This is a genomic window from Enterobacter hormaechei subsp. hoffmannii (genome assembly GCF_001729745.1).
Lineage (GTDB): Bacteria > Pseudomonadota > Gammaproteobacteria > Enterobacterales > Enterobacteriaceae > Enterobacter > Enterobacter intestinihominis.
Map to the genome: position 1 here is coordinate 2,771,190 of NZ_CP017186.1, position 22,270 is coordinate 2,793,459.

Here is a 22,270-nt window from a genome sequence, read left to right on the forward strand (position 1 = left end):
GTATGAAAACCCAGGCAACACTGTCCGCGCCCTCCGCCGTACCCGGCTCCCCGCTGCTTCAGGTGAGCGGCGCGCTGTTCGGTATTATTGCCTTTATCCTTATCGCCGCCTGGCTGGCAAAGCGTTTCGGGCTGGCGGGGAAAACGGCCGGCACGCGCGGACTGAAGGTCAGCGCCAGCACCACACTCGGGCCACGCGAGCGCGTGGTCATTGTGGAAGTGGAAGATGCGCGACTGGTGCTGGGCGTGACTGCCTCCAGCATTAACGTTCTTCACACGCTGCCCCCTTCGCCTGTCACGGTGGAGGCTAACGCCCAGGCCCCTGCGGATTTTCAGTCCGTTATGAAGAGTTTGCTCAAGCGTTCCGGGAGATCCTGATGCGCCGTTTGTTATTGCTTACGCTGGCAGGTCTGGGCCTGTTCGCACCTTCTGTGTATGCGCAGCTGCCGGGGCTGGTTTCCACGCCGCTGGCGAACGGGGGACAAAGCTGGTCCCTCTCCGTGCAGACGCTGGTGTTCATCACCTCGCTGACCTTTATCCCGGCGATCCTGCTGATGATGACCAGTTTCACCCGCATCATCATTGTGTTTGGTCTGCTGCGAAATGCGCTCGGCACGCCGTCCGCGCCGCCCAATCAGGTGCTGCTGGGTTTAGCCCTGTTCCTGACCTTTTTCATTATGTCGCCGGTGATCGACAAGATTTACACCGAGGCGTACCAGCCGTTCAGCGAAGATAAAATTTCCATGCAGGTTGCCCTGGAAAAGGGGGCTCAGCCATTACGTGAATTTATGCTTCGCCAAACGCGCGAAGCGGATTTGGCCCTGTTTGCCCGTCTCGCTAACACGGGCGAGTTACAGGGACCGGAAGCGGTGCCGATGCGCATTCTGCTGCCAGCGTATGTGACCAGTGAGCTGAAAACGGCGTTCCAGATTGGCTTCACCATTTTCATTCCGTTCCTGATTATTGACCTGGTGATCGCCAGCGTCCTGATGGCGCTCGGGATGATGATGGTCCCGCCCGCAACCATTGCCCTGCCCTTTAAGATCATGCTGTTCGTGCTGGTCGACGGCTGGCAGCTGCTGGTCAGCTCGCTGGCGCAGAGTTTCTACAGTTGAGGAACGCGCAATGACGCCTGAGTCGGTCATGATGATGGGCACGGAAGCGATGAAAGTCGCGATTGCCGTCGCCGCGCCCCTGCTTCTGGTTGCGCTGGTAACCGGTCTGATTATCAGTATTCTTCAGGCCGCCACGCAGATTAACGAAATGACCCTGTCGTTCATCCCGAAGATCATCGCCGTCTTCGTGGCGATTATCGTTGCCGGGCCCTGGATGCTCAATTTGCTGCTGGACTACATGCGCAACCTGTTCACCAATCTGCCTTACATCATCGGCTGACGGACGATGCTGCAATTCACCAGCGATCAGTTTGTTCAGTGGCTCGGGATCTATTTCTGGCCGATGCTGCGCATCATGGCGCTGATCTCCACCGCCCCCATACTCAGTGAAAAGTCGGTGCCTAAACGCATCAAAATTGGGTTGGGCATGGTTATCACCATTATCGTTGCCCCTTCCCTGCCGGCGGTGGATATTCCGATTTTTTCCCCGAATGCGATCTGGATTGCCCTGCAACAGGTGATGATTGGCGTGGCGGTCGGATTTACGATGCAGCTCGCCTTCGCCGCGGTACGAACGGCGGGCGAACTGATCGGTTTGCAGATGGGTCTGTCTTTCGCGACGTTCGTTGACCCGGGCAGCCATCTGAATATGCCCGTGCTGGCGCGTATTATCGACCTGCTGGCGATGCTGTTGTTTCTCTCGTTCAACGGCCACCTGTGGCTCATCTCTATGCTGGTGGACACCTTCCACACGCTGCCGATTGGCGACAACCCGGTGAACAGTAACGCTTTTCTGGCGCTGGTGCGGGCTGCCGGGCTGATCTTCCTCAACGGGCTGATGCTGGCGCTGCCTGTCATAACCCTGTTGCTCACCGTTAACCTCGCATTGGGTTTACTCAACCGAATGGCCCCGCAGCTGTCGGTATTCGTCATCGGCTTTCCGGTGACGTTGACGGTTGGCCTTTTATTAATGTCATTATTGATGCCACTTATCGCCCCCTTCTGCGAGCATTTATTCAGCGAGATATTCAATCTCTTAGCGGATATTGTCAGCGAACTTCCACGCAAATAATAACCCGCAGTGTTTGCAATGTCTTTCTGAGGATATTCCTAAAAATAATCTTGAAAAACATCTACCAGGATATATCTGACGCGGTTTAAATGTTTCTAACCACCTCACAATACTTAATATTTACTTTACTTTAAGATGATTCCTGGCAAATTATACGTAACTTTACGGGATAGTGAGTTCGCCTGAAAGTCTTTGTCATGCTCACAGGTTTTATTAGATTTTTTCCATCCCGTATGGCTGTTTATGAGCTCTCAGGCAGGTGGTGAATTATCGTTACGCATTGAGTGAGGGTATGCCATGTCAACGATCATTATGGATTTATGCAGCTACACCCGGCTAGGGTTAACCGGGTACTTAGCAAGCAGAGGGGTAAGAAAGAGAGACATCAACGATGCACACACCGTTGAAGAACTCGCAGCCGCTTGTGAGACTCACAAGCCCGGCGTGGTGTTTATTAATGAGGACTGTTTCATTCACGACCCCGCTAACAGTCAGCACATTAAGCAGATCATTAATCAGCATCCCAGAACCCTGTTTATTGTTTTTATGGCCATCGCCAATATTCATTTCGATGAGTATTTGTTGGTGCGTAAAAACTTATTAATCAGTTCGAAATCGATTAAACCAGAGTCGCTTGATGACATTCTGGGCGATTATTTGAATAAAGAAGTTAAGAATGTAGGGGCGGTTAACTTACCCACCCTATCATTAAGCAGAACTGAATCAAGTATGCTAAGAATGTGGATGGCTGGACAAGGGACAATTCAGATCTCAGACCAGATGAATATCAAGGCAAAAACAGTATCGTCACACAAAGGAAATATTAAAAGGAAAATTAAAACGCATAATAAGCAAGTGATATACCATGTCGTACGCCTGACAGATAATGTGACGAATGGGATTTTCGTTAATATGCGCTAATTTGCACGGCCATGTTGTACCCTACCTTGATCTCTGGCCTGGCCAGAGATTTTGCTTTTCAGCAGCCGGGCCGGGGAGAAGACGCCCCCGACGCCGACCTATTCCGCCGTTTCCACAAAGATCCCATCCGGGTGCCCCAGTTCGTTGAAGAACCAGATGCCGAGCGGGTAATCTTCCAGCGACACCAGATACATTGTGCCTTCATTAAACTCTTCTATTGCCAGCACCACGCCCGGGCGGCGCGGCCCACCGTCCGTTTTGACGGTTACCCGATCGTTGACCTTCATACATTCCTCCTGTGGTTTTGAGCCAGTGTAGAACAAATTACCCTGGCTGGCATCGCCGCCTGACGCGAATGGCGTTTTTGTGTGCGGTCTATACTTAGCTGTTGAGACGGTTAAATGAGGAGCCCGCCATGAAGACTGACAAAGAGTACAGCGACACCATTAAGCGTGAGGTGGAAGTGGATGTCGATGCCCTGCTTGCCGCCATTAATGAAATCAGTGAGTCCGAAGTTCATCGCGCGGAGGATAATTCAGACCGTGTCGTGGTCAATGGTCGTGATTACCATACCTACCGTGAACTGGCTGAAGCATTCGAGCTGGATATCCATGACTTTAGCGTCTCGGAAACGAACCGCTAAGGCGAAAAAAATCCCGGTCATGGGGATGACCGGGATCAAACTTGCTTATGCAAGAAGCACTTGTAAATTCGTTACACCAGGAAATCTGATGCAGGTAAGACATTATCCCCAACAGATTTCTCTTACAAGCATATATTCTCTTAGCGAATATTATATTTTATACATGTGAATTTTGGTTATGAGTATAAACATGCGCCGCGTGTGGGTTTATCGGGATCGTTTCCACTTCAACGGGACATCAATGCTGAGTTTTTTTAAGACTTTTCTTAGATGAACATCATTATTCAGGAGACGTTATGCCTTCGCTAAAGGAGACTCTGCTCGTCTTTACCGATCTCGACGGTACGCTGCTGGATTTTCACACTCTCGACTGGCAGCCTGCCGCTTCCTGGCTGAAGAGATTACAGGATGAACAGGTACCAGTCATTCTGTGCAGCAGCAAAACCGCGTCCGAAATGCGTGACATCCAGCAGGAACTTGGCCTTGGCGGGCTGCCCTACATTGCGGAAAACGGCGCGGTGATCCAGCCTGACGTACGGTGGGAAAACGCCGCACGGTTCATCTCAGAAAAGAAGCATGACGATATCTGGCAGTTTATTGCCCGGGTACGCCAGAAGATGCATCTGAAATTCACCACCTTCGACGATGTGGATGAGCGCGTGGTCGCCGAATGGACCGGGCTAAGCCGTCCCCGTGCGGCGCTTGCACGTAAACACGAGGCTTCCGTGACGCTGATCTGGCGTGACAGTGATGAACAAATGAAACGCTTCGCAGCCGAACTGGCCCGGCAGGGGCTGAAGATCGTCCCGGGTGCTCGCTTCTGGCATATTCTGGACACGAGCTGTGGCAAAGACGTGGCGGTGCACTGGCTTGTGGAACAGTATCACCTGCACGACGGATTTGACCCGACAACGCTGGGCCTGGGCGACGGCCCCAATGATGCCCCTCTGCTGGACAGCGTAGCCTTCGCCGTGGTGGTGAAAGGCTTCAACCGGGAGGGGGTCAGCCTTAAGAACAACGATCCCACACGGGTTTATCGCACTCAGCACACCGGACCGGCCGGCTGGCGCGAGGGGCTTGATTACTTTTTAACGTGATCCTGCCAGATGACCCGGTTACGCCCGCGCTGTTTCGCCTCATACAGACGCGCATCGGCGGTGGATTGCAGATTTTCGAAGTGATAATTGCCCTTCTCCTGCGCGCCAGAGACGCCAAACGACGCGCTCACGCGCAGGGTAGTACTTTTCTTAATCAGGATCTCTTTGCTGTCGATACGCTCACGGATCTGCTCTGCAACTTCCGCTGCCTCTTCAAGCGTCATGCCGGGCAGCACTACACAGAACTCTTCGCCGCCGACGCGCCCAGCAATATCTTTAGTGCGCAGGGTACTGGCAATCAGCCCCGCAGCATGGGACAACACCTTATCACCCGCCTGGTGCCCGAACCGGTCATTAATACTCTTAAAGCAGTCAAGATCGATCTGGATGACAGAGAAAGGCAGCGCCTGCTGTTCACACTGCTTCGCCAGTATTTTCGCCCGCTCAAACAGCGCCCCACGATTATTCAACCGGGTCAGAGGGTCGTGCCAGGCCTGCCATTGCAGCGAATTCTGCAACGAATACATATTACTGACCATGCGCCGGATCACCAGCCATGAGATGAGCAGCATCGCGGTGAACAGCGCCCAAAGCAATGCCAGCACAATACTGATGCTGCCGAAATCGCCGCGCACCCCTTCTTCCAGGGTGTGCACGCGCAGGACGATGCCATCAAAGTGGTCGAGACGCTCCCAGCTGACAAAACGACTCCCCAGGCGAATGCCGCCTTCGGAATCCGATTCTATTGCGTGCGCTATCTGCGCTAGTTCGGGCGCGTCAAAATGATTAACGTCCGCAGCAGATGATCCACACGTCGCAAGCAGGGTGAGACGACTGTCATACAGCTGGTATTCCCCTTCCGGGTTATCGCCTACGGCCTCCACCAGCAGACGACGCAGGGTGGCAAAGGTGAAATCCATCGCCACCACGCCATACCAGACGTGATTGTAATAAACAGGCACACTGGCGGTGATCAGCGGCTTTTTGCCCACAAAGGAGGAAGGAGGCGAGATAAACCAGCGCACGGCACGCGCACGGTTCTCACGCTCGGACTGTTGGGTAAACCAGGGCTGAGTGACCAGATAGTAGTAACGCTGCACGATATCGCTGGCATTTTCCGGCGTATCCGTTTCCAGAAAGAATCCGGCGCGAGAGACATAAATCACGCGCTCTTCGTTGCCGGAAGAACTGGATGCCAGACGCAATAAATACCCCACTTCAAGCGCGGCGGACAGTTCATTATCAAGAAACTCATCATCGCGATTCAGAAGGGTGGTCTTTTCAACGAAGGCATCAGACACACCGTTGATCGGCAATGTGCGCTGTTTATCAACCTCAATTTGCCATGTGGGGGATGCGCGCAAACGGGCAAAACGCTTTACCGCATCATGTAGCACGCCAAACGCCAGCGGCGTTTCCAGCGCATCACGCATGCTGTGGCGAAAAAACAGCATTTTATCGACGCTGAACTGGAGTTGTCTGTCCAGCGCACTGGCAACCGTTTCCAGATGGTTACGCTGACTGGAGATATAGACATCTTCCAGTACCACAACTTCGCGCCAGGTCAGGAGGGTGGAAAAGATCAGGACAACGATAAAACAGAGGTTAACAACCAAACGGGGATTGCTACGCTTATGCAGCCACTGCAAAAAAGATTGTTTTACAACAAAGGTATTGTGCTGCACACGCACTCCCTGAGTGTCGCTCACCATCCGATATGATAAGTCTTCTGCCAGTAAAAACGCCCGGCAAGGCCGGGCGTTGTGTGATTAAGCCTTATCGCGTTTTTGCCTTTTATCACCAGGCTGAAGCTCATCTTCACGAAAAGCCTCCCGCTTAATGCCGTATCCGTCATGCCACCGACACTCCACCATTCCACTGGAATAACCGGTGACAATCATGCATGGACCACCATTCTTTGGCTTAACTTCATCACTGACCAAAAAGACCATACCTGCCTCCTGTATCAGGGTGAAACGTTTTCAATTTAGACGAGGAATGGTCTTTTTGCATCCGGGGTCAGCAAAAATTAATGCGATTTTCCGCGTACTTTTTCTACCAGCTTGACCACTGCCACCACAATGACACCTACGATAAAGCCCAACACAAGGTTAAGCAGCGTCGGCAGAATGGCGGCGATCACCGAACCATGTCCCGACGCCAGATGTTCAATTGCATGATGCAGCGAAGCAACGCCGTGCACGATAATACCGCCGCCGACCAGGAACATCGCCAGAGTTCCCACTATCGACAAACTTTTCATCAGCCACGGCGCCAGCACCAGCAGGCTTTTGCCGATAACGCGGGCAATGGCGCTGGATTTTTTTTCCAGCCAGAAGCCGATATCATCCAGCTTGACGATCAGACCGACCAGCCCATACACCCCAACCGTTACAAGAATGGCAATCAACGAAAGCACCATGACCTGATTCATCAGCGGTGCTTCGGATACGATCCCAAGCGTAATCGCCACAATCTCGGCCGAAAGGATGAAGTCAGTACGGATCGCACCTTTGACCTTATCGCGCTCGAACGTTTTTGGATCCTGCGCGGCCAGCGCTTCCAGACGCTGCTGGCGCATTTCCGGGGTGTCTTTCTCTTTGCGTGCGGCAAACATATGCAACACTTTTTCGGCACCCTCGAAGCACAGGAACGCCCCGCCAATCATCAGCAATGGCGTAATGGCCCAGGGTATAAAGGCGCTAATGAGAAGCGCCAGCGGAACAAGGATCACCTTGTTAATAAAGGACCCTTTCGCTACGCCCCACACCACCGGCAGCTCACGGTTCGCCCGCACGCCGCTGACCTGCTGCGCGTTAAGTGACAAGTCATCCCCCAGTACCCCGGCGGTTTTTTTCGCTGCCAGTTTCCCCATGACTGAAATGTCATCCAGCAAGGTGGCGATATCGTCCAGTAATGTTAATAAGCTACTTCCTGCCAAAATCTCTATCCTTCTTTTTTTGCTAATTAAGTGAATAGTATGGAACAAAACTCACCGCCCGGAAACAGGCACCTCACGTCAACAAAAATTTCACATTAACAACACAATTAAAGCACTCGCCAGCCCGATAGTTTTGGCGTTAACTATGAGCGAACTTTTTATTTCGTCGTGAGGGACTATGCGTTTTCGGCATTTATTACCGCTCATTGGAGCACTTTTTTCCCTGTATATCATCTGGGGATCCACCTACTTTGTCATTCGTATTGGCGTGGAAAGCTGGCCCCCGCTGATGATGGCCGGTATTCGTTTCCTTATGGCTGGCGTGCTGCTGATGGCGTTTTTATTGCTGCGCGGTCACAGGCTACCGCCGCTGCGTCCCTTGCTTAACGCCGCCCTGATTGGCCTGCTGCTGCTGGCGGTGGGCAATGGCGCAGTAACCGTCGCCGAACACCAGAACGTGCCGTCGGGCATCGCCGCCGTGGTCGTCGCGACCGTGCCGCTGTTTACGCTCTGCTTTAGTCGTCTGTTCGGGATCCGCACCCGTAAGCTCGAATGGCTGGGCATCGCGATTGGGCTTGTGGGTATTATCATGCTGAACAGCGGCGGTAACCTGAGCGGAAACCCCTGGGCTGCCGTTATGATCATGATCGGCTCGATGAGCTGGGCCTTCGGCTCGGTCTACGGCTCCCGCATTGAGCTGCCCTCCGGGATGATGGCGGGTGCCATTGAAATGCTCGCGGCAGGCATCGTGCTGCTGATTGCCTCGGCGTTGACGGGTGAAAAACTGACGGCAATGCCAGATCTCTCAGGTTTCCTGGCCGTCGGGTATCTGGCCCTGTTTGGCTCGATTATTGCCATCAACGCCTATATGTACCTGATCCGCAACGTCTCACCGGCGGTTGCCACCAGCTACGCCTACGTTAACCCGGTGGTTGCCGTGCTTCTGGGTACCGGTTTTGCGGGCGAAGTGCTGTCGACGATTGAATGGCTGGCGCTGGGCGTGATTGTCTTTGCCGTGGTGCTGGTCACGCTGGGTAAATATTTACTGCCCGCGAAACCGATTGTCACGGCGTGTGAGGTGGAGAAACCGTGATCGGGTGAATGCCCTGGGTATCGATCTGCGCGGCCTGACCGCCGCCGCAGATCCACTCTTCCAGCCGCTCCGTCAGTTCCACGTCATTCAGCTTCATTCTTCCGCGCAGTGCGCACTCCCAGACAATCAGCACCCGCCAGCCCTGGGCGTAAAGCTGCGAAACATCGCGTTTATCACGCTCGACGTTCCTGCCAATCTTCTCCAGCCAGAAGTCGGTGCGTGTCGCCGGGACTTTAAACAGATAGCAGTCGTGATGATGCCAGAAACAGCCGTGGGTAAAGATGATGCACTGGTACGCATCGATCACGAAATCAGGACGCCCGGCAAGCGTGGCATCCTGAACCCTGAATTCAAACCCGATGGAGGTAAGGAGGCCAGCGATCCGTTTTTCGATCGCGGTATCACGCGTGCCGATGGCACGCATGTTTTTACTCCGCGTGGCCTTATTGTGAACGTCCGCCATTGACGGCCTCACTCTGACGCAGCTGAACGGCCTTGCTGATGCGTGAGGCCAGCAGTTTTGCGACGGCGGCAAAGGCTGGCACCACCACCGAGTTGCCAAACTGACGATAGGCTTGTGTATCCGACACCGGAATGCGAAAACTGTAGCCCTGCGGCGCCTCAAAGCCCATTAAGCGGGCGCACTCGCGCGGCGTTAAGCGCCGCGGTCGGTGCTGTTGATTCTGAGGGTCGTCGAAATCTTTTTCGCCCAGCGCCTTATCCCAGCCCCGATCGATAAGAATTTCCGCGCCATCTTTGTAATAGCGCGCCGACAGCGTACGCGTCACGCTGTCAGGATTAAGCGGATTGACCATGCCAAACCCAAAGCCATTGCCTTTGGCCTGATGCTTTTTGGCATAGCGATAGAGGTATTTCCACAGCACTGGCGTCAGAATGAATTTCGCATCGACGGCGGGCTCCAGCAGATCGGCCACTGTCGGACGGCGCGCCGGATACAGCGAGGGCAAATCGCGCAGCGTAAAATCGCCTTTCAGATTGAGATCGCGGCGGAATCCCACCAGCACGATGCGTTCGCGGTGCTGTGGCAGGAAGTGTTTGCCGTCGATAATTTTCGGATCGTCAGGCCCCATGTCCTCTGCATCCGCCACGTCGTAACCCAGTTCATCCAGCGTTTGCATGATAATGCGGAAGGTTTTGCCGCCGTCATGGCTCTTTAAATTCTTGACGTTCTCCAGCACAAAAATTGCCGGGCGGCGGGCATCAATAATCCGGGCAACATCAAAGAACAGTGTGCCCTGCGTATCACAGGCAAAGCCGTGTGCGCGTCCCAGCGCGTTCTTTTTCGACACGCCAGCCAGTGAGAACGGCTGACACGGGAAGCCTGCCAGCAGCACATCGTGCGCCGGAATGGTGTTGCGAATGTGCTCAGCGGCTTCTTCGTCGCTGACGCCGGTTTTGTGGCTCAGGGTGACGTCGCGGATGTCGGCATTAAACTGGTGCTCGTCGGGGTCGCAGTACCAGTTCGCCTTATAGGTGCGGACGGCATGTTTGTTCCATTCACTGGTGAACACGCACTGCCCGCCAATAGCTTCAAAGCCATGGCGAATGCCGCCAATACCGGCAAAGAGATCGATAAAGCGAAAGGCATAATTCGGATGCGCAGCAGGCGGGCGCGGCAGCAGGTTGCGCAGATAACGGAACTCGCCGTCGCTCAGGCGGTGCCCTGCCCTGTCGCTTATCAGCAGCCGCTTGAGTATTGCCGGGCTCCAGTGGCTCTCGCCATGTGCCACCAGCTGGTTTGCCAGCGTTTTAGCATCATACATTTCCAGCAGCTGACGCAGGAGTGCCTGCACGGCTGCCGTTGATTTCTCAACCCGCTCAGGCGCGGGCACAGTCACTGATCGATTTTCCTGCATTCTCTTAACCGGACAATAAAGACAGAAAACAGAGTACCACAGTTCAGGATCGCACACTGCGACGGAAATGGGTCAATATCTGGCTGTCGGTTCCGAGATAATCGCCCTGTAATTCGGCACTCAGCTTCGCCATAAACTGGATCAGGAAATCGGCATTGTGACGCGCAAGTTCGCGTCCCCGTGCGGTTTGCATGGTGTCCGGCAGGCGCAGGAGTTTGGTCTGAAAGTGATCGAGCGCGAAAGCTTTATCATCCAGCGCACGCGCCCCGGCAAACGGGTCGTCGGCATTAAACAACGCGGTGCCCAGCGCACCGGACACGGCAAAGACGCGCGCAAGGCCGATGGCGCCTAACGCCTCCAGCCGGTCGGCATCCTGGACCGTTTTGGCCTCCGGGCTTTGCGGCGCGATACCGGCACTGAAGCTGTGTGCTTCAATGGCATGCTCAACGGCCGCATACCGATCGGGCGGAAAATCAGGAAAATCGCGGCTCAGGATCTGGCGCGTTTCTCGCGCTGCCAGCCGCGAGGAGTGACTACGCTGCGGGTGATTTTTCGGCAGGCTGACAATGTCATGGAAGTAGCATGCGGTCAGCACAACCAGCGGATCGCAATCCCCGTCAGCCATAATGGCCTGCGCCGTCATCCAGACGCGGCGAAAATGGGCGATATCGTGCGCCGCATCATCAGTAAAATGATTTTCGTCGAGCCAGCGCTCAAAACGGTGCTGCCACTGCGCAAGTTCCATCATTCCATCCTGTTGCTCAAAAGAGAGTGAATTATAATACACCCGAATCAAAATCCTTAATAAATAGAATTTCGAAATACTTAATAATAATTACCCGCTATATTTTCAATGAATTAATTCACGCGAATAATAAAGAGATAAAAAGAAATATTTTGTAATATTTTTACCAGTTTAATTACATTTATTTTTGAACCTAAATAATAATCCATAGAATAGTATCAGCCATGTAGTTACGGAGGGTAATTACATATATTCAGACAATTTATATTTAAAGGGAATATATAATGAAAAGAAAAGTTCTGGCAATTCTCGTACCCGCGTTATTAATGGCTGGCGCAGCAAATGCGGCGGAAATGTATAACAAAGACGGCAACAAAGTTGACCTGTACGGTAAAGTTGATGCACGTCATACCTTCTCCGACAACCCAGGCGACGACGGCGATGAAACCTATGTCCAGATTGGTTTCAAAGGCGAAACACAAATTAATAACGATCTTATTGGTTACGGCCAGTGGGAATATAAAACCTACGCTAACGATACCGAAGGCGCAGGCGACACCTCTTTTAACCGTCTGGCCTTTGCTGGCCTGAAATACGGCGAATATGGCTCATTCGATTATGGCCGTAATTACGGCGTCGTGTATGACGTTGAAGCCTGGACCGATATGCTGCCAGTATTTGGTGGCGACTCCTATACCTGGACCGACAACTATATGGTTGGCCGTACTAACGGTGTGGCGACCTATCGTAATAATGACTTCTTCGGTCTGGTTAACGGCCTGAACTTTGCACTGCAATATCAGGGTGCTAATGAAGGTGCTAACGCAAACGAAAATCAGGAAGGCACCAAAAATGGCCATGATGATGTTCGTTTCCAGAACGGCGACGGCTTTGGTATGTCAACTACCTATGACTTCGATTTCGGTCTGTCGCTGGGTGCCGCTTATTCATCGTCTGACCGTACCAACGACCAGGTTGCTTACGGCGCAGGTACCTATAATCGCTTCAGCAAATATGCCGGCGGTGAACGTGCGGAAGCGTGGACAATCGGTGCAAAATACGATGCGAATGATGTCTACCTGGCAATGATGTATGCGGAAACCCGCAACATGACTCCGTACGGCAACGATGGCATCGCCAACAAAACTCAGAACTTTGAAGCCGTAGCGCAGTACCAGTTTGACTTCGGTCTGCGTCCATCCCTGGCGTGGGTCTATTCAAAAGGCATCGATTTGGGTGGTAACGATTATCATCCAGGCAATGGTTATGACTATGTAGACCAGGATCTGGTTAACTACATCGACGTGGGCATGACCTACAGCTTCAACAAGAACTTCTCCACCTACGTTGATTATAAAATCAACCTGCTGGACGAAGATGATGCCTTCTACAGTGACAACGGTATTGCAACCGATGACATCGTTGGCATCGGTATGATCTACCAGTTCTGATCCCCATAAATAGCAAAGCCCGCAACGCGGGCTTTTTTTATTTGACGCTGAAATATTACGGCGCTTCCTGCAAGGCCAGGCGAACAAACCCGTTATTCTGTGCCAGTAATTCATGCGCTTTCCAGGCATCCATACCCGTCAGCACCATTAGCACCGCCGTTTTACACTGATGGTTACAGCTTTCCAGCGCCGCCTTCGCCTGCGCCCGGGAGCATCCCCCCGCTTCCATTACAATGGCAATTTGTCGCTCGGCCCATCTGGTATTGCTTGCCTCCAGATCAACACGCAGGTTGCTGTACACCCGTCCTGTCCGTATCGCCAGACCGGTGGTGACCATATGCATTATCATGCTTTGCGCAATGCCCGCTTTGGCGTTGGTATACCCGGCAACCACATCCGCGCCCAGATCGGGGGCAATAACCATGCTCGCCAGCTGCGCCGCTTCACTTTGCGCATCCTCCGTAATGAGCGCGACCGTTGAGCCCAGAGACCACGCATGACGCATCGCGCCCCAAACCCATGGCGTTTTGCCGCTGACGGACAGCGCCAGCATCATGTCATGCTCGCCGAATTTTATCGTCTGAAGGTCGGCAACACCGCGCGCGTAGCTTCCGGCGTTATCGCCTGCTGTCATCGCAATGACCGGATGTTTTCCCGGCGCGAACGCTTCTGCCGCCTGCTTCGCCACACCTCCGGACGCGCCTGCGCCGATCAGCACCAGACGTCCGCCGTGACTAAGCGTCGCCGCCGCGTTATCCACCACGCGAGCCAGCATACTTAAGTGAGGGGTAAGTGCAGAAGAGATTTGTGCGTCATCCTGGTGTATGACATTAAGCATATCCAGCGTAGATAATCTGTCGATGTTCATCGTGCTGGCGTGCCGTCTTTCCCTGGCCGTACCGGTAAGCATAATGCTCATAAACTGCCTCCTTATTATGAGTACCCCCACACTATAAAGTGTTTTATACAGGTCACATGAGAGAAGGCTCACGAAACGCCTCTCTTTACATGGCTTTATGAAATGCCCGTCATCAGCGATAATTAGCCCTTTCTTTTTCATCGCGGAGTGTTAATGAGCGATTTGCAGCCCTTCCCCCCGACGCGCAAGCGCCCTATGAAGCTGAATACGCTGGTTACGCTGATGGTGTGCGCCATTATCGGTTCTGTGCTGCTGGTGGTCTTCGCGCTGTACTCTGTGCAGATCACCCGTGCCACGCGCGATGACGTGAAAGATACTGCGCTGGGTATCGCCCGAACGCTGGCCGACAGCCCGGAGATCAAGCGTGGCCTGATGGAATCGCCGCAGGCTGGCATCATCCAGCCGATTGCCCAGGCGGTGACGAAGCGCAACGACCTGCTATTTACGGTGGTTACCGACCTGCGTGGGATCCGCTATTCCCATCCAAACGAAGCGCTGTTAGGTTTGCATTTTATTGGCGACGATCTGACGCCCACCCTCGAAGGGAAAGAGAATGTCTCCGTGAACCGCGGCGCGCTCGCGGAAGCACTGCGCGTCTTTACGCCCGTTTATGACGATCGGCACGACCAGATCGGCGTGGTCGTGGTGGGTATTTCGCTGAATAAAGTTGAAGATCAGATTGCCCGCGGTCGGCTCAATGCCGTGTGGACCATCTTATTCAGCGTTCTGATGAGCTCAGTGGCGATATGGTGTCTGGTCCGGGTTCTGAAACGTATTCTCTTCGGGCTGGAGCCTTACGAGATCTCTGCCCTCTTTGAGCAGCGCCAGGCCATGTTGCAGTCCCTGCGCGAAGGCGTGATGGCTGTTGATATGCACGGGCGCGTGACGATGATTAACCACACCGCCAGAGAAATTTTGCTCCTGAGCTCGGGTGAGCACTCCGAGAGCAGCGGCGAACCATTGCTGGTCAGCCTGCGGGAAGTGGCGAAAACCGGCATTGCTCGTCAGGATCAAGAGATCGGCTGTAACGGACGGCTACTGCTGTGCAACATGGTCCCCGTGAAAAGCCAGAATCAGGTCATCGGGGCAATCAGCACCTTCCGCGATAAGACCGAAATCAGCCAGTTAATGCAGCGTATCGATGGTATGGTCAACTATGTTGATGCCCTGCGCTCACATACGCATGAGTTTATGAACAAGCTGCACGTGATCCTCGGCCTGCTGCACATGAAGCGCTACGATAAGCTGGAAGAGTACATCATCCAGACCGCACAGAATTATCAGACGGATATCGGCGCGATACAGCGCAAGGTTAAATCGCCGGTCATTGCGGGTTTCCTGCTGGGTAAAATCAACCGCGCCAAAGAGGCGGGAGTGACCCTGACGCTGGCGGAAGAGAGTCAGCTTCCTGACACCAGCAATGAAGAGCAGGTTGCGGTTCTGATCACCGTGCTGGGCAATTTAATCGAAAATGCCCTGGATGCGATGGAAGGTCAGCCGGAAGGCGAGATCGGCCTGCTGCTGCATTATCAGAACGGCTGGCTGAGCGGTGAGGTCAGCGATGACGGTCCCGGCATTGATCCCGAGCGGCTGGAGGCTATTTTTACAAAGGGCTACTCAACAAAAGGTGAAAACCGTGGCGTTGGGCTGTTCCTTGCACGTCAGCAGATCCAGAACCTGGGCGGAGATATTACCGTCGAGTCGGAGCCTGGCGTATTTACCCAATTTTTTGTTCAGATCCCCTGGGATAGCGAGAGGAATATCGCGTGATAAATGTATTAATTGTCGATGATGACGCCATGGTAGCCGACCTCAACCGTCTGTATGTTAACCGCGTTGAGGGTTTTAACTGCTGCGGCGTCGCTTCCACGCTCAACCAGGCCGAAGCATTGATCGCAAACCCAGGCCAGCCGATCGATCTGGTGCTGCTGGATGTCTATATGCAGCAGGATAACGGGCTGGATCTATTGCCCATCATCCGCGCATCGGGCCGCCCGATTGACGTTATCATGATTTCGTCAGCCTCCGACGCCGCAACGATCCAGACGTCGATGCACTATGGCGTGGTGGATTACCTGATTAAACCGTTCCAGTTCCCGCGTTTTGAAGAGGCGCTGAACGGCTGGAAGGCAAAGCGCAGTCTGATGGGCTCGCATCAGTATTATGAACAGGCCGACGTCGACAGGCTGATCCACGGCGGCGCGCCGGAGCTCGCCGACAGCAAAAAATTACCGAAAGGCTTAACGCCGCAGACGCTGCGCACCATTTGCCAGTGGATCGACAGCCATCCGGAGATAGAATTTTCCACCGACGATCTGGCGAATGCGGTCAACATTTCCCGCGTCTCCTGCCGCAAATACCTGATCTGGCTGGCGCAAATCAATATCCTGTTCACCAGCATTCACTACGGTGCCACCGGTCGACCGGTATATCGCTACCGTTTGCAGCCGGAACAGGTCGGCCTGCTCAAACAGTACTGCCAGTAATTCGGTAGCTGTCGTCCAGAAGGGTAAAACGGAAGTGGTGCATCGAGGAGATCACCACTTCTTTTGTTTTGGTGACAAAAATGGCTTCAATATCGGGGCGCGAACGCAGCGCGGCGCAGCCCTGCTCCACGCCCATGCCGTAGATCAGCGTGGTCCAGATATCGCCGTCGAGGGAGTCTTGCGAAATAATCGTCACGCTGTCCAGTTCGTTATCCAGCGGGTAGCCGGTACGCGGGTCAAGTATGTGATGATAACGTTTGCCGTTCTGCTCGAAGTAGCGCTCATAGGTGCCTGACGTCACAACCGACCGGTTTTCTACCGTTATGGCGCCAATCAGCGCATCACCGGCGAACGGTTTTTTCAGGCCGACGTGCCAGCCGTCCTCCGGCGAGCCTAACGTCTGGACGTTGCCGCCAAGGTTGATCAACCCGAGTTCGGTGCCCTCTTTATGCAGGTAATCCCGCACCCTGTCGGCGATATAACCTTTGGCGATAGCCCCCAGATCGATCTCCATTCCCTGGCGTGTAAGAAACACGCTGCTGTTGGCGTCATCCAGTACAACGTTCGCAGGATCCGTGATACTCAGCAAGGCGGCGATCTCGTCCGCGGGCGGTACAGCGTCCCCCTTAAAGCCAATTTTCCAGCGTTTGACCAGCGGACCTATCGCCAGGTTGAACGCACTGTCTGTAGGCAGGCTGGCCGCTTTCGCGCAGCGGATCAGGTCAAACACCGGGCGACTGACGACAACCGGATGCTGACCGGCAGCATGGTTGACATCCATCACCTGCGAATCCGCACGGTTGACGGTGAGGAGATCTTCGTACTGTTTGATCAGGCGAAACACGCGGGACGCGAGGGCTTCGTCATGGGAGAAGAGTTTCAGGAGGATGGGCGAGCCCATCAGAACGGCGTTGTAGCTGTAAACGCGATGGCTATCAGGCATTACATAAGTCCTCAGATGTAGCCCCGGCAAGCACCGCGCCGCCGGGGAAACAGGAGCCTTACCGTGTTTTCGAACGCATAGCCGCCTGATGTCCGGCAAGCGTACCAAAAATAATGATATCTGCCACCGCATTACCACCGATGCGGTTACCGCCGTGGATACCCCCGACAACCTCACCCGCAGCAAAGGCTCCCGGCAACACGTTGTGGTTGCTGTCCAGCACGCAGGTTTCTGTATTGATGGTCACACCGCCCATGGTGTGGTGCACGCCCGGCGCAATCTGAATGGCATAGAACGGCCCTTCGTTGATAGGCGCACGCAGCGCGGTGGTGCGGCCAAAATCATCGTCATGCTGTTTTTCCACAAAGCCGTTGTAGCGTTCCAGCGTTGCCAGGAACTGGTGGTGATCCATCCCCAGCGCTTCCGCCAGGGCTTTTGGCGAGCTGGCGCTGGTGACAAACCCTTTCGCGATGTACTCATCCGCGGCTTTGTTTTTGGCGCGAACATGCTCGTCAAAGACGATGTAAGCGTATTTCTCCGGCAGCGCGATGATTTGCGCCGAGACTTTGTCGCGGGTCGACATTTCGTTATAGAAGCGGTTGCCCTGCTGGTTTACCAGAATCGCCCCGCCGCCGCGGATGGATTCGGAAATCAGGTACGACGTTTTCTGCTCAACGGTTGGGTGGATCTGGATTTCGCCCATATCGACGGTGCCTGCGCCAATACGCTCCAGCAGCGCGATACCGCCGCCGGTTGCGCCTTTGTGGTTAGTCGTCACGAACCCTTCCAGGTCCGGACGGTATTTCACCACCATCTGGCTGTTGGCGCTGAAGCCGCCCGTCGCGACAATTACGCTTTTAGTTGCCACGGTGAGGGTTTCGTTCTCTTCGGTGGTCAGACGCACGCCGGTCACTTCGCCGTTTTCGAAGATGATGTCGCTCACGGAGGTATCCAGCATCACCTCGATGTTGCGTTTGTTGACATTGCGCACCAGGCCGCTAATCAGATATCCGCCCACCGCGGAACCATCTTTCGGACGGTGCGTACGGTCGATGCTCATCCCGCCGGTGGTGGTGATGTCGTTGAGCATAATGCCGCGCGTTGCCAGCCATTCGATGGCCTCCGGCGCGTTCTCGACAAAGCGACGCAGCAGTTCAGGGTTGTTCTTATTGCCACCGCCTTTCAGGCTTTCCTGGTAGAACAGCTCTTTGCTGTCCTGAATGCCCTTCACGCGCTGGAAGCGGGTCTCAGCCGCGTTCATACCGGCAGAGGCTTTAATGGTGTTCCCGCCAATAGTCGGCATTTTCTCAACGATCAGCACGCTCGCGCCTTCGTCGTGCGCCTGAATCGCCGCCGCCAGACCGGCACCGCCGCTGCCGACCACCACCACGTCCACGCTTTTAGTCTCATTCGGGTCAGCGCCCTCTTCTGCCGCCAGCGCTTTGCTGGATTTCAGCATCGCCTTCGAGACCGCTTTTTTCACCGCCTCGCTCTGGCTGGTTGCGCCGGTGATAGCATCCACGTGCGGGGTATTGGCATCCAGAATTCGGGTACGGATCTCTTCGAAGCTGGTGACAAACTCGACGTCTTCACTCGGGCCGGAGGCCAATTCGATATCGGCGATGCGGTCGGTTTCGAGGCTGACGTTAATCACCAGTTCGTTAGCATCGTCCTGCACTTTTTCAATAAAGGTGCCCGGTTTGAATTTAGATTCGCCCATGCTCATGTCGCGGATCATCGCTTCCACCAGCGAGAAGCGCCACAGCGGTTCCGGGATGCTCAGTTCTTCGCGTCGGGTACTGTCCATAAACAGCTCCAGGCTTTCGCCCGCCGCGATGCGATCGGTCCAGTCCGGATAGGCGATGGTGGCGCGGCCAACGGCAATCAGGTCGTAACCGTGATCCAGCGCTTCATTCACATCCGTGGCATTCACCACGCCGCCAACGCCCATCACCGGTACCTGCGCCAGCGTGTCAGAGCGCATGGCGCAGTATTTTTCGATAAGTGGCGTCGGGTCCTGAGTATCGACGATAGAAGGACGCAGGGCGGCGCCAAGGGAGAAGTGCAGATAATCCACCCCACGAGCGGCCAGTTTTTCCAGCAGATACAGGGTGTCTTCGAAGCGAATGCCGGGGACTTCCAGCTCTTCCGGTGAGAAGCGGTAGCCAACGATGAACGCGTCGTCCGCATACTGGCGCACCATCTTGTGGGTAATGTCCAGCACCGCCAGCGGGAATTTCGCGCGGTTATCGCGGCTGCCACCCCACTCGTCGTCGCGCTGATTAGAGTTCGGGGAGTAGAACTGCTGGATCAGATAGGTATTCGCCCCGTGGATTTCGACGCCATCGAAGCCGGCCTGAATTGCGCGGCGTACGGCTTCGCCGAACTTGCCGATCATGCCTTCCACTTCTTCTGAAGTCAGAGCAACCGGCGTCGCGGCACCGTCACGCGGCGCGGCAACCGCGCTTGGGCCAACCGGCGTGCGGCCGCCGATCAGTTTTGGGTCGACCATACGGCCGCCGTGGTAAATTTGCAGAAGGGCTTTGGAACCTTTGGACTTAATGGCGTCAGCGATTTTTGCCAGTCCGGCGATTTTTTCGTCGTTATCAATACCAATTGCGCCCGGGAACGCAAGGCCGAGATCGTCAACAAAACAGCATTCAACGATAATGGTGCCGATGCTACCAGCGCGGGCACGGTAGTACTCCACCAGCTCGCTGGTCACGGTGCCATCGTAATACCCCGTACAGGTTGTCATCGGGGCCATTAACAAACGGTTTTTCAGTTCAGTACCATTCGGTAATGTGAAGGGGCTTAAAATACGTTCGTTAGTGCTCATAATAGAAACTCCAAACTTTAAAAATTAAGAATTCGTTATCGGTATGGATTTTTTATTTCGTGTTTTTGCCGATGTCATGACATTAATATAAAGCTTTTTTTAGTTTCTAAAGCCATTACGTTAGTTAATAAACTATTTAATCCCTGCGATAACATTAATAACACATTGGTGTTAGCGCGAATGTTTTATACGTTCACATTAATTTAAAAAAAGTTAAATCAACAATGGTAAAGCCAATACACCATACACACCAAAAACACTTTAAAATCAAAAGGTAAAATACAACCCAAACTAATAATGTTATAAAATTGATAAATAAAATGCTTAAAAATAGCGAATAACCACACTACTCAGAGTGGTTATTATAAAAAGTATAAAATTACGTCCTCAATTCTGTTTTTTTGATCGCGATCAATAGTAATGGCATCCAAAGGCGCAATATAAAAACATCATCATTTTTTATTTAGCGCAAACAATAATGCGTTAAATCGCTATTACTGAAAACACAAAAACGCACCTTAAATAACTAAAAAAAGCAAAACGAATAAAGCAATCGAATTTGTGTTTTCGCTGTACGACGAATTTTTGACAACTTAAGACGTGAAACTATGAAAACAAAAACTGCTGTAACGCCTCCTGCGGCGAATCTGGCATCAAATGGAACAGCAAAACGCCTGCTGATGATGGCCCTGCCCGTCATTGTCGCCGTCCTGCTGTTGTTTGTCCCCGTTCCGGAAGGTCTGCCGCCTTATGCGTGGCACTACTTCGCCATCTTTGTTGGCGTCATCGTCGGGTTGATTTTCGAACCTCTGCCGGGCGCCGTAATCGGCCTCACCGGCGTGGTGGCGATTGCGCTGTGCAGCCAGTGGGTGCTCTTTAGCCCCGAACAGCTGGCTGACCCGAAATTCAAGCTGGCGGGCGCCTCCTTTAAATGGGCGGTGAGCGGGTTTGGTAACTCCACCGTCTGGCTGATCTTCGGTGCCTTTATGTTTGCCGCAGGCTACGACAAAACCCGCTTCGGCCGCCGTCTGGCGCTGATTCTGGTGAAGTACCTGGGCCGTCGCAGCCTGACGCTCGGTTACGCCATTACCTTCGCGGACCTGCTGCTGGCCCCGTTCACCCCGTCCAATACCGCGCGCAGCGGTGGGACCATCTACCCGATTATCGCTAACCTGCCGCCGTTGTACGGTTCAAAACCCAACGACCCAAGCGCGCGCAAAATCGGTTCCTATCTGATGTGGGTGGCAATCACCGCGGCTTGTATCACCAGCTCGATGTTCCTTTCCGCTCTGGCACCTAACCTGCTGGCACTGGCGCTGGTGAAAAGCACCGTTGGAATTGATATCTCCTGGGGGACCTGGTTCCTCGCCTTCCTGCCGCTGGGTATCCTGCTGATCCTGACCATGCCGCTGCTGGCCTACTGGTTCTACCCGCCAGAAGTGAAGGTAAACAATGAAGTACCACTGTGGGCGACCCGCGAACTGGAAAAACTGGGCAAACTGTCGCGCAATGAGATCCTGCTGCTGGTATTCGTGTGCTGCGCGCTGCTGATGTGGATCTTCGCCGCGGCGTGGATTGAACCGGCCATGGCTGCCCTGCTGATCGTTGGCCTGATGCTGTGGACCGGCGTGCTGGAGTGGAACGACATCACCGGCAACAAAGCCGCGTGGAATACCTTCGTCTGGTTCGCCACCCTGGTGGCACTGGCGGATGGTCTCTCCTCCACCGGCTTTATCAGCTGGCTGGGTAAAGAAGGCGGCCTGCTAATGAGCGGTATCTCGCCGGGTGTCGCCACCATCGTCCTGCTGCTGGCGTTCTACCTGCTGCACTACCTGTTCGCCAGCACCACCGCGCACACCACGGCGCTGCTGCCTGCGATGCTGACCATCGCCTCCACCATTCCGGGCATGAACATGGAAGTGTTCGTCCTGCTGATGGTGACCTCGCTGGGCGTGATGGGGATCATCACCCCGTACGGTACTGGCCCAAGCCCGATTTACTACGGTAGCGGCTACCTGCCAACCAAAGACTACTGGCGCCTCGGCACTATCTTCGGCGCCATCTTCCTGGCAGCTCTGCTGCTGATTGGTTACCCGTGGATGTCCATGATGTTCTGATTTCTGACCGCC

General features: G+C 54.1%; 21 protein-coding genes and 1 pseudogene. 12 read left to right on the forward strand and 10 right to left on the reverse strand.

Annotation, left to right across the window (positions count from 1 at the left end; genetic code table 11):
• The first annotated feature begins 2 nt into the window (after nt 1-2).
• From fliO to rcsA, 5 genes and pseudogenes are all read left to right on the forward strand, one after another.
• Nucleotides 3-377: a flagellar biosynthetic protein FliO gene (gene fliO, locus BFV65_RS13070; RefSeq protein ID WP_023306522.1), complete on the forward strand. Its 375-nt coding sequence runs from the start codon at nt 3-5 to the stop codon at nt 375-377.
• Nucleotides 377-1,114, forward strand: coding sequence for a flagellar type III secretion system pore protein FliP (fliP, locus tag BFV65_RS13075; protein ID WP_022648554.1), 738 nt, complete (start codon nt 377-379; stop codon nt 1,112-1,114). Before fliO ends, fliP begins: the two co-directional genes overlap by 1 nt.
• A 10-nt stretch (nt 1,115-1,124) precedes the next feature.
• The gene (gene fliQ / locus BFV65_RS13080; RefSeq protein ID WP_003859587.1) at nt 1,125-1,394 is read left to right on the forward strand and encodes a flagellar biosynthesis protein FliQ; all 270 of its coding nucleotides are present in this window, start codon (nt 1,125-1,127) and stop codon (nt 1,392-1,394) included.
• Nucleotides 1,395-1,400: 6 nt separating this feature from the next.
• Nucleotides 1,401-2,193, forward strand: a pseudogene (gene fliR, locus BFV65_RS13085) (flagellar biosynthetic protein FliR); the annotation flags it as partial.
• A 290-nt stretch (nt 2,194-2,483) separates the two neighbouring features.
• On the forward strand, nt 2,484-3,107 hold the full coding sequence (rcsA, locus tag BFV65_RS13090; RefSeq protein ID WP_022648556.1) for a transcriptional regulator RcsA: 624 nt from the start codon (nt 2,484-2,486) through the stop codon (nt 3,105-3,107).
• A gap of 98 nt (nt 3,108-3,205) precedes the next feature.
• On the opposite strand, the gene dsrB is transcribed toward rcsA, so the two are convergent.
• Nucleotides 3,206-3,394: a protein DsrB gene (gene dsrB / locus BFV65_RS13095; protein WP_003859583.1), complete on the reverse strand. Its 189-nt coding sequence runs from the start codon at nt 3,392-3,394 to the stop codon at nt 3,206-3,208.
• Nucleotides 3,395-3,522: 128 nt separating this feature from the next.
• Between dsrB and yodD the strand changes: the two genes are divergently transcribed.
• Entirely contained in the window at nt 3,523-3,750 is a 228-nt protein-coding gene (yodD, locus tag BFV65_RS13100) for a YodD family peroxide/acid resistance protein (protein WP_017383339.1), read from the forward strand.
• A 296-nt stretch (nt 3,751-4,046) separates the two neighbouring features.
• Nucleotides 4,047-4,847, forward strand: a complete 801-nt coding sequence (locus tag BFV65_RS13105; RefSeq protein ID WP_032624016.1) for a mannosyl-3-phosphoglycerate phosphatase-related protein — start codon at nt 4,047-4,049, stop codon at nt 4,845-4,847.
• On the opposite strand, the gene dgcQ is transcribed toward BFV65_RS13105, so the two are convergent.
• From dgcQ to BFV65_RS13120, 3 genes are all read right to left on the reverse strand, one after another.
• Complete coding sequence (gene dgcQ / locus BFV65_RS13110; protein WP_069596733.1) at nt 4,832-6,532, reverse strand: cellulose biosynthesis regulator diguanylate cyclase DgcQ; 1,701 nt, start codon at nt 6,530-6,532, stop codon at nt 4,832-4,834. The genes BFV65_RS13105 and dgcQ overlap by 16 nt on opposite strands.
• A gap of 84 nt (nt 6,533-6,616) precedes the next feature.
• Nucleotides 6,617-6,799 carry a YodC family protein gene (locus BFV65_RS13115; RefSeq protein WP_022648559.1) on the reverse strand — a complete coding sequence of 61 codons (183 nt, stop codon included), beginning with the start codon at nt 6,797-6,799 and terminating at the stop codon, nt 6,617-6,619.
• A gap of 77 nt (nt 6,800-6,876) precedes the next feature.
• The gene (locus BFV65_RS13120) at nt 6,877-7,791 is read right to left on the reverse strand and encodes a DUF808 family protein (protein ID WP_169441341.1); all 915 of its coding nucleotides are present in this window, start codon (nt 7,789-7,791) and stop codon (nt 6,877-6,879) included.
• A 175-nt stretch (nt 7,792-7,966) separates the two neighbouring features.
• Here BFV65_RS13120 and yedA point away from each other — a divergent pair, with 175 nt between their 5' ends.
• A complete protein-coding gene (gene yedA / locus BFV65_RS13125; RefSeq protein ID WP_058646935.1) occupies nt 7,967-8,881 on the forward strand; it encodes a drug/metabolite exporter YedA in 915 nt (304 codons plus the stop codon).
• Here yedA and BFV65_RS13130 read toward each other — a convergent pair.
• Genes BFV65_RS13130 through BFV65_RS13140 form a run of 3 tightly spaced genes read right to left on the reverse strand, consistent with a single transcriptional unit; the run spans nt 8,853 to nt 11,503 of the window.
• On the reverse strand, nt 8,853-9,344 hold the full coding sequence (locus BFV65_RS13130) for a very short patch repair endonuclease (protein ID WP_022648562.1): 492 nt from the start codon (nt 9,342-9,344) through the stop codon (nt 8,853-8,855). The genes yedA and BFV65_RS13130 overlap by 29 nt on opposite strands.
• Nucleotides 9,325-10,758 (reverse strand): DNA cytosine methyltransferase, encoded by a 1,434-nt coding sequence (locus tag BFV65_RS13135; protein ID WP_113787992.1) that lies wholly within the window; start codon nt 10,756-10,758, stop codon nt 9,325-9,327. The genes BFV65_RS13130 and BFV65_RS13135 overlap by 20 nt, the downstream gene beginning before the upstream one ends.
• A gap of 43 nt (nt 10,759-10,801) precedes the next feature.
• The gene (locus BFV65_RS13140; protein WP_069596734.1) at nt 10,802-11,503 is read right to left on the reverse strand and encodes a phosphohydrolase; all 702 of its coding nucleotides are present in this window, start codon (nt 11,501-11,503) and stop codon (nt 10,802-10,804) included.
• A gap of 284 nt (nt 11,504-11,787) precedes the next feature.
• Here BFV65_RS13140 and ompC point away from each other — a divergent pair, with 284 nt between their 5' ends.
• Nucleotides 11,788-12,954, forward strand: coding sequence for a porin OmpC (gene ompC, locus BFV65_RS13145; protein ID WP_023300494.1), 1,167 nt, complete (start codon nt 11,788-11,790; stop codon nt 12,952-12,954).
• A 55-nt stretch (nt 12,955-13,009) separates the two neighbouring features.
• Here ompC and BFV65_RS13150 read toward each other — a convergent pair whose 3' ends face one another.
• Nucleotides 13,010-13,873, reverse strand: a complete 864-nt coding sequence (locus tag BFV65_RS13150) for an N-acetylmuramic acid 6-phosphate etherase (protein WP_023300495.1) — start codon at nt 13,871-13,873, stop codon at nt 13,010-13,012.
• A 153-nt stretch (nt 13,874-14,026) separates the two neighbouring features.
• On the opposite strand from BFV65_RS13150, the gene BFV65_RS13155 reads away from it, so the two are divergent.
• Nucleotides 14,027-15,643, forward strand: a complete 1,617-nt coding sequence (locus BFV65_RS13155; RefSeq protein ID WP_069596735.1) for a sensor histidine kinase — start codon at nt 14,027-14,029, stop codon at nt 15,641-15,643.
• Nucleotides 15,640-16,359, forward strand: coding sequence for a two-component system response regulator DcuR (gene dcuR, locus BFV65_RS13160; RefSeq protein WP_023300497.1), 720 nt, complete (start codon nt 15,640-15,642; stop codon nt 16,357-16,359). Before BFV65_RS13155 ends, dcuR begins: the two co-directional genes overlap by 4 nt.
• Here dcuR and BFV65_RS13165 read toward each other — a convergent pair.
• Nucleotides 16,340-17,302: an FAD:protein FMN transferase gene (locus tag BFV65_RS13165; protein WP_069596736.1), complete on the reverse strand. Its 963-nt coding sequence runs from the start codon at nt 17,300-17,302 to the stop codon at nt 16,340-16,342. The genes dcuR and BFV65_RS13165 overlap by 20 nt on opposite strands.
• Before the next feature lie 58 nt (nt 17,303-17,360).
• Nucleotides 17,361-20,141 (reverse strand): flavocytochrome c, encoded by a 2,781-nt coding sequence (locus BFV65_RS13170; RefSeq protein ID WP_046619333.1) that lies wholly within the window; start codon nt 20,139-20,141, stop codon nt 17,361-17,363.
• A gap of 608 nt (nt 20,142-20,749) precedes the next feature.
• Here BFV65_RS13170 and BFV65_RS13175 point away from each other — a divergent pair.
• Complete coding sequence (locus tag BFV65_RS13175; RefSeq protein ID WP_022648571.1) at nt 20,750-22,258, forward strand: anion permease; 1,509 nt, start codon at nt 20,750-20,752, stop codon at nt 22,256-22,258.
• Nucleotides 22,259-22,270: the final 12 nt, after the last annotated feature.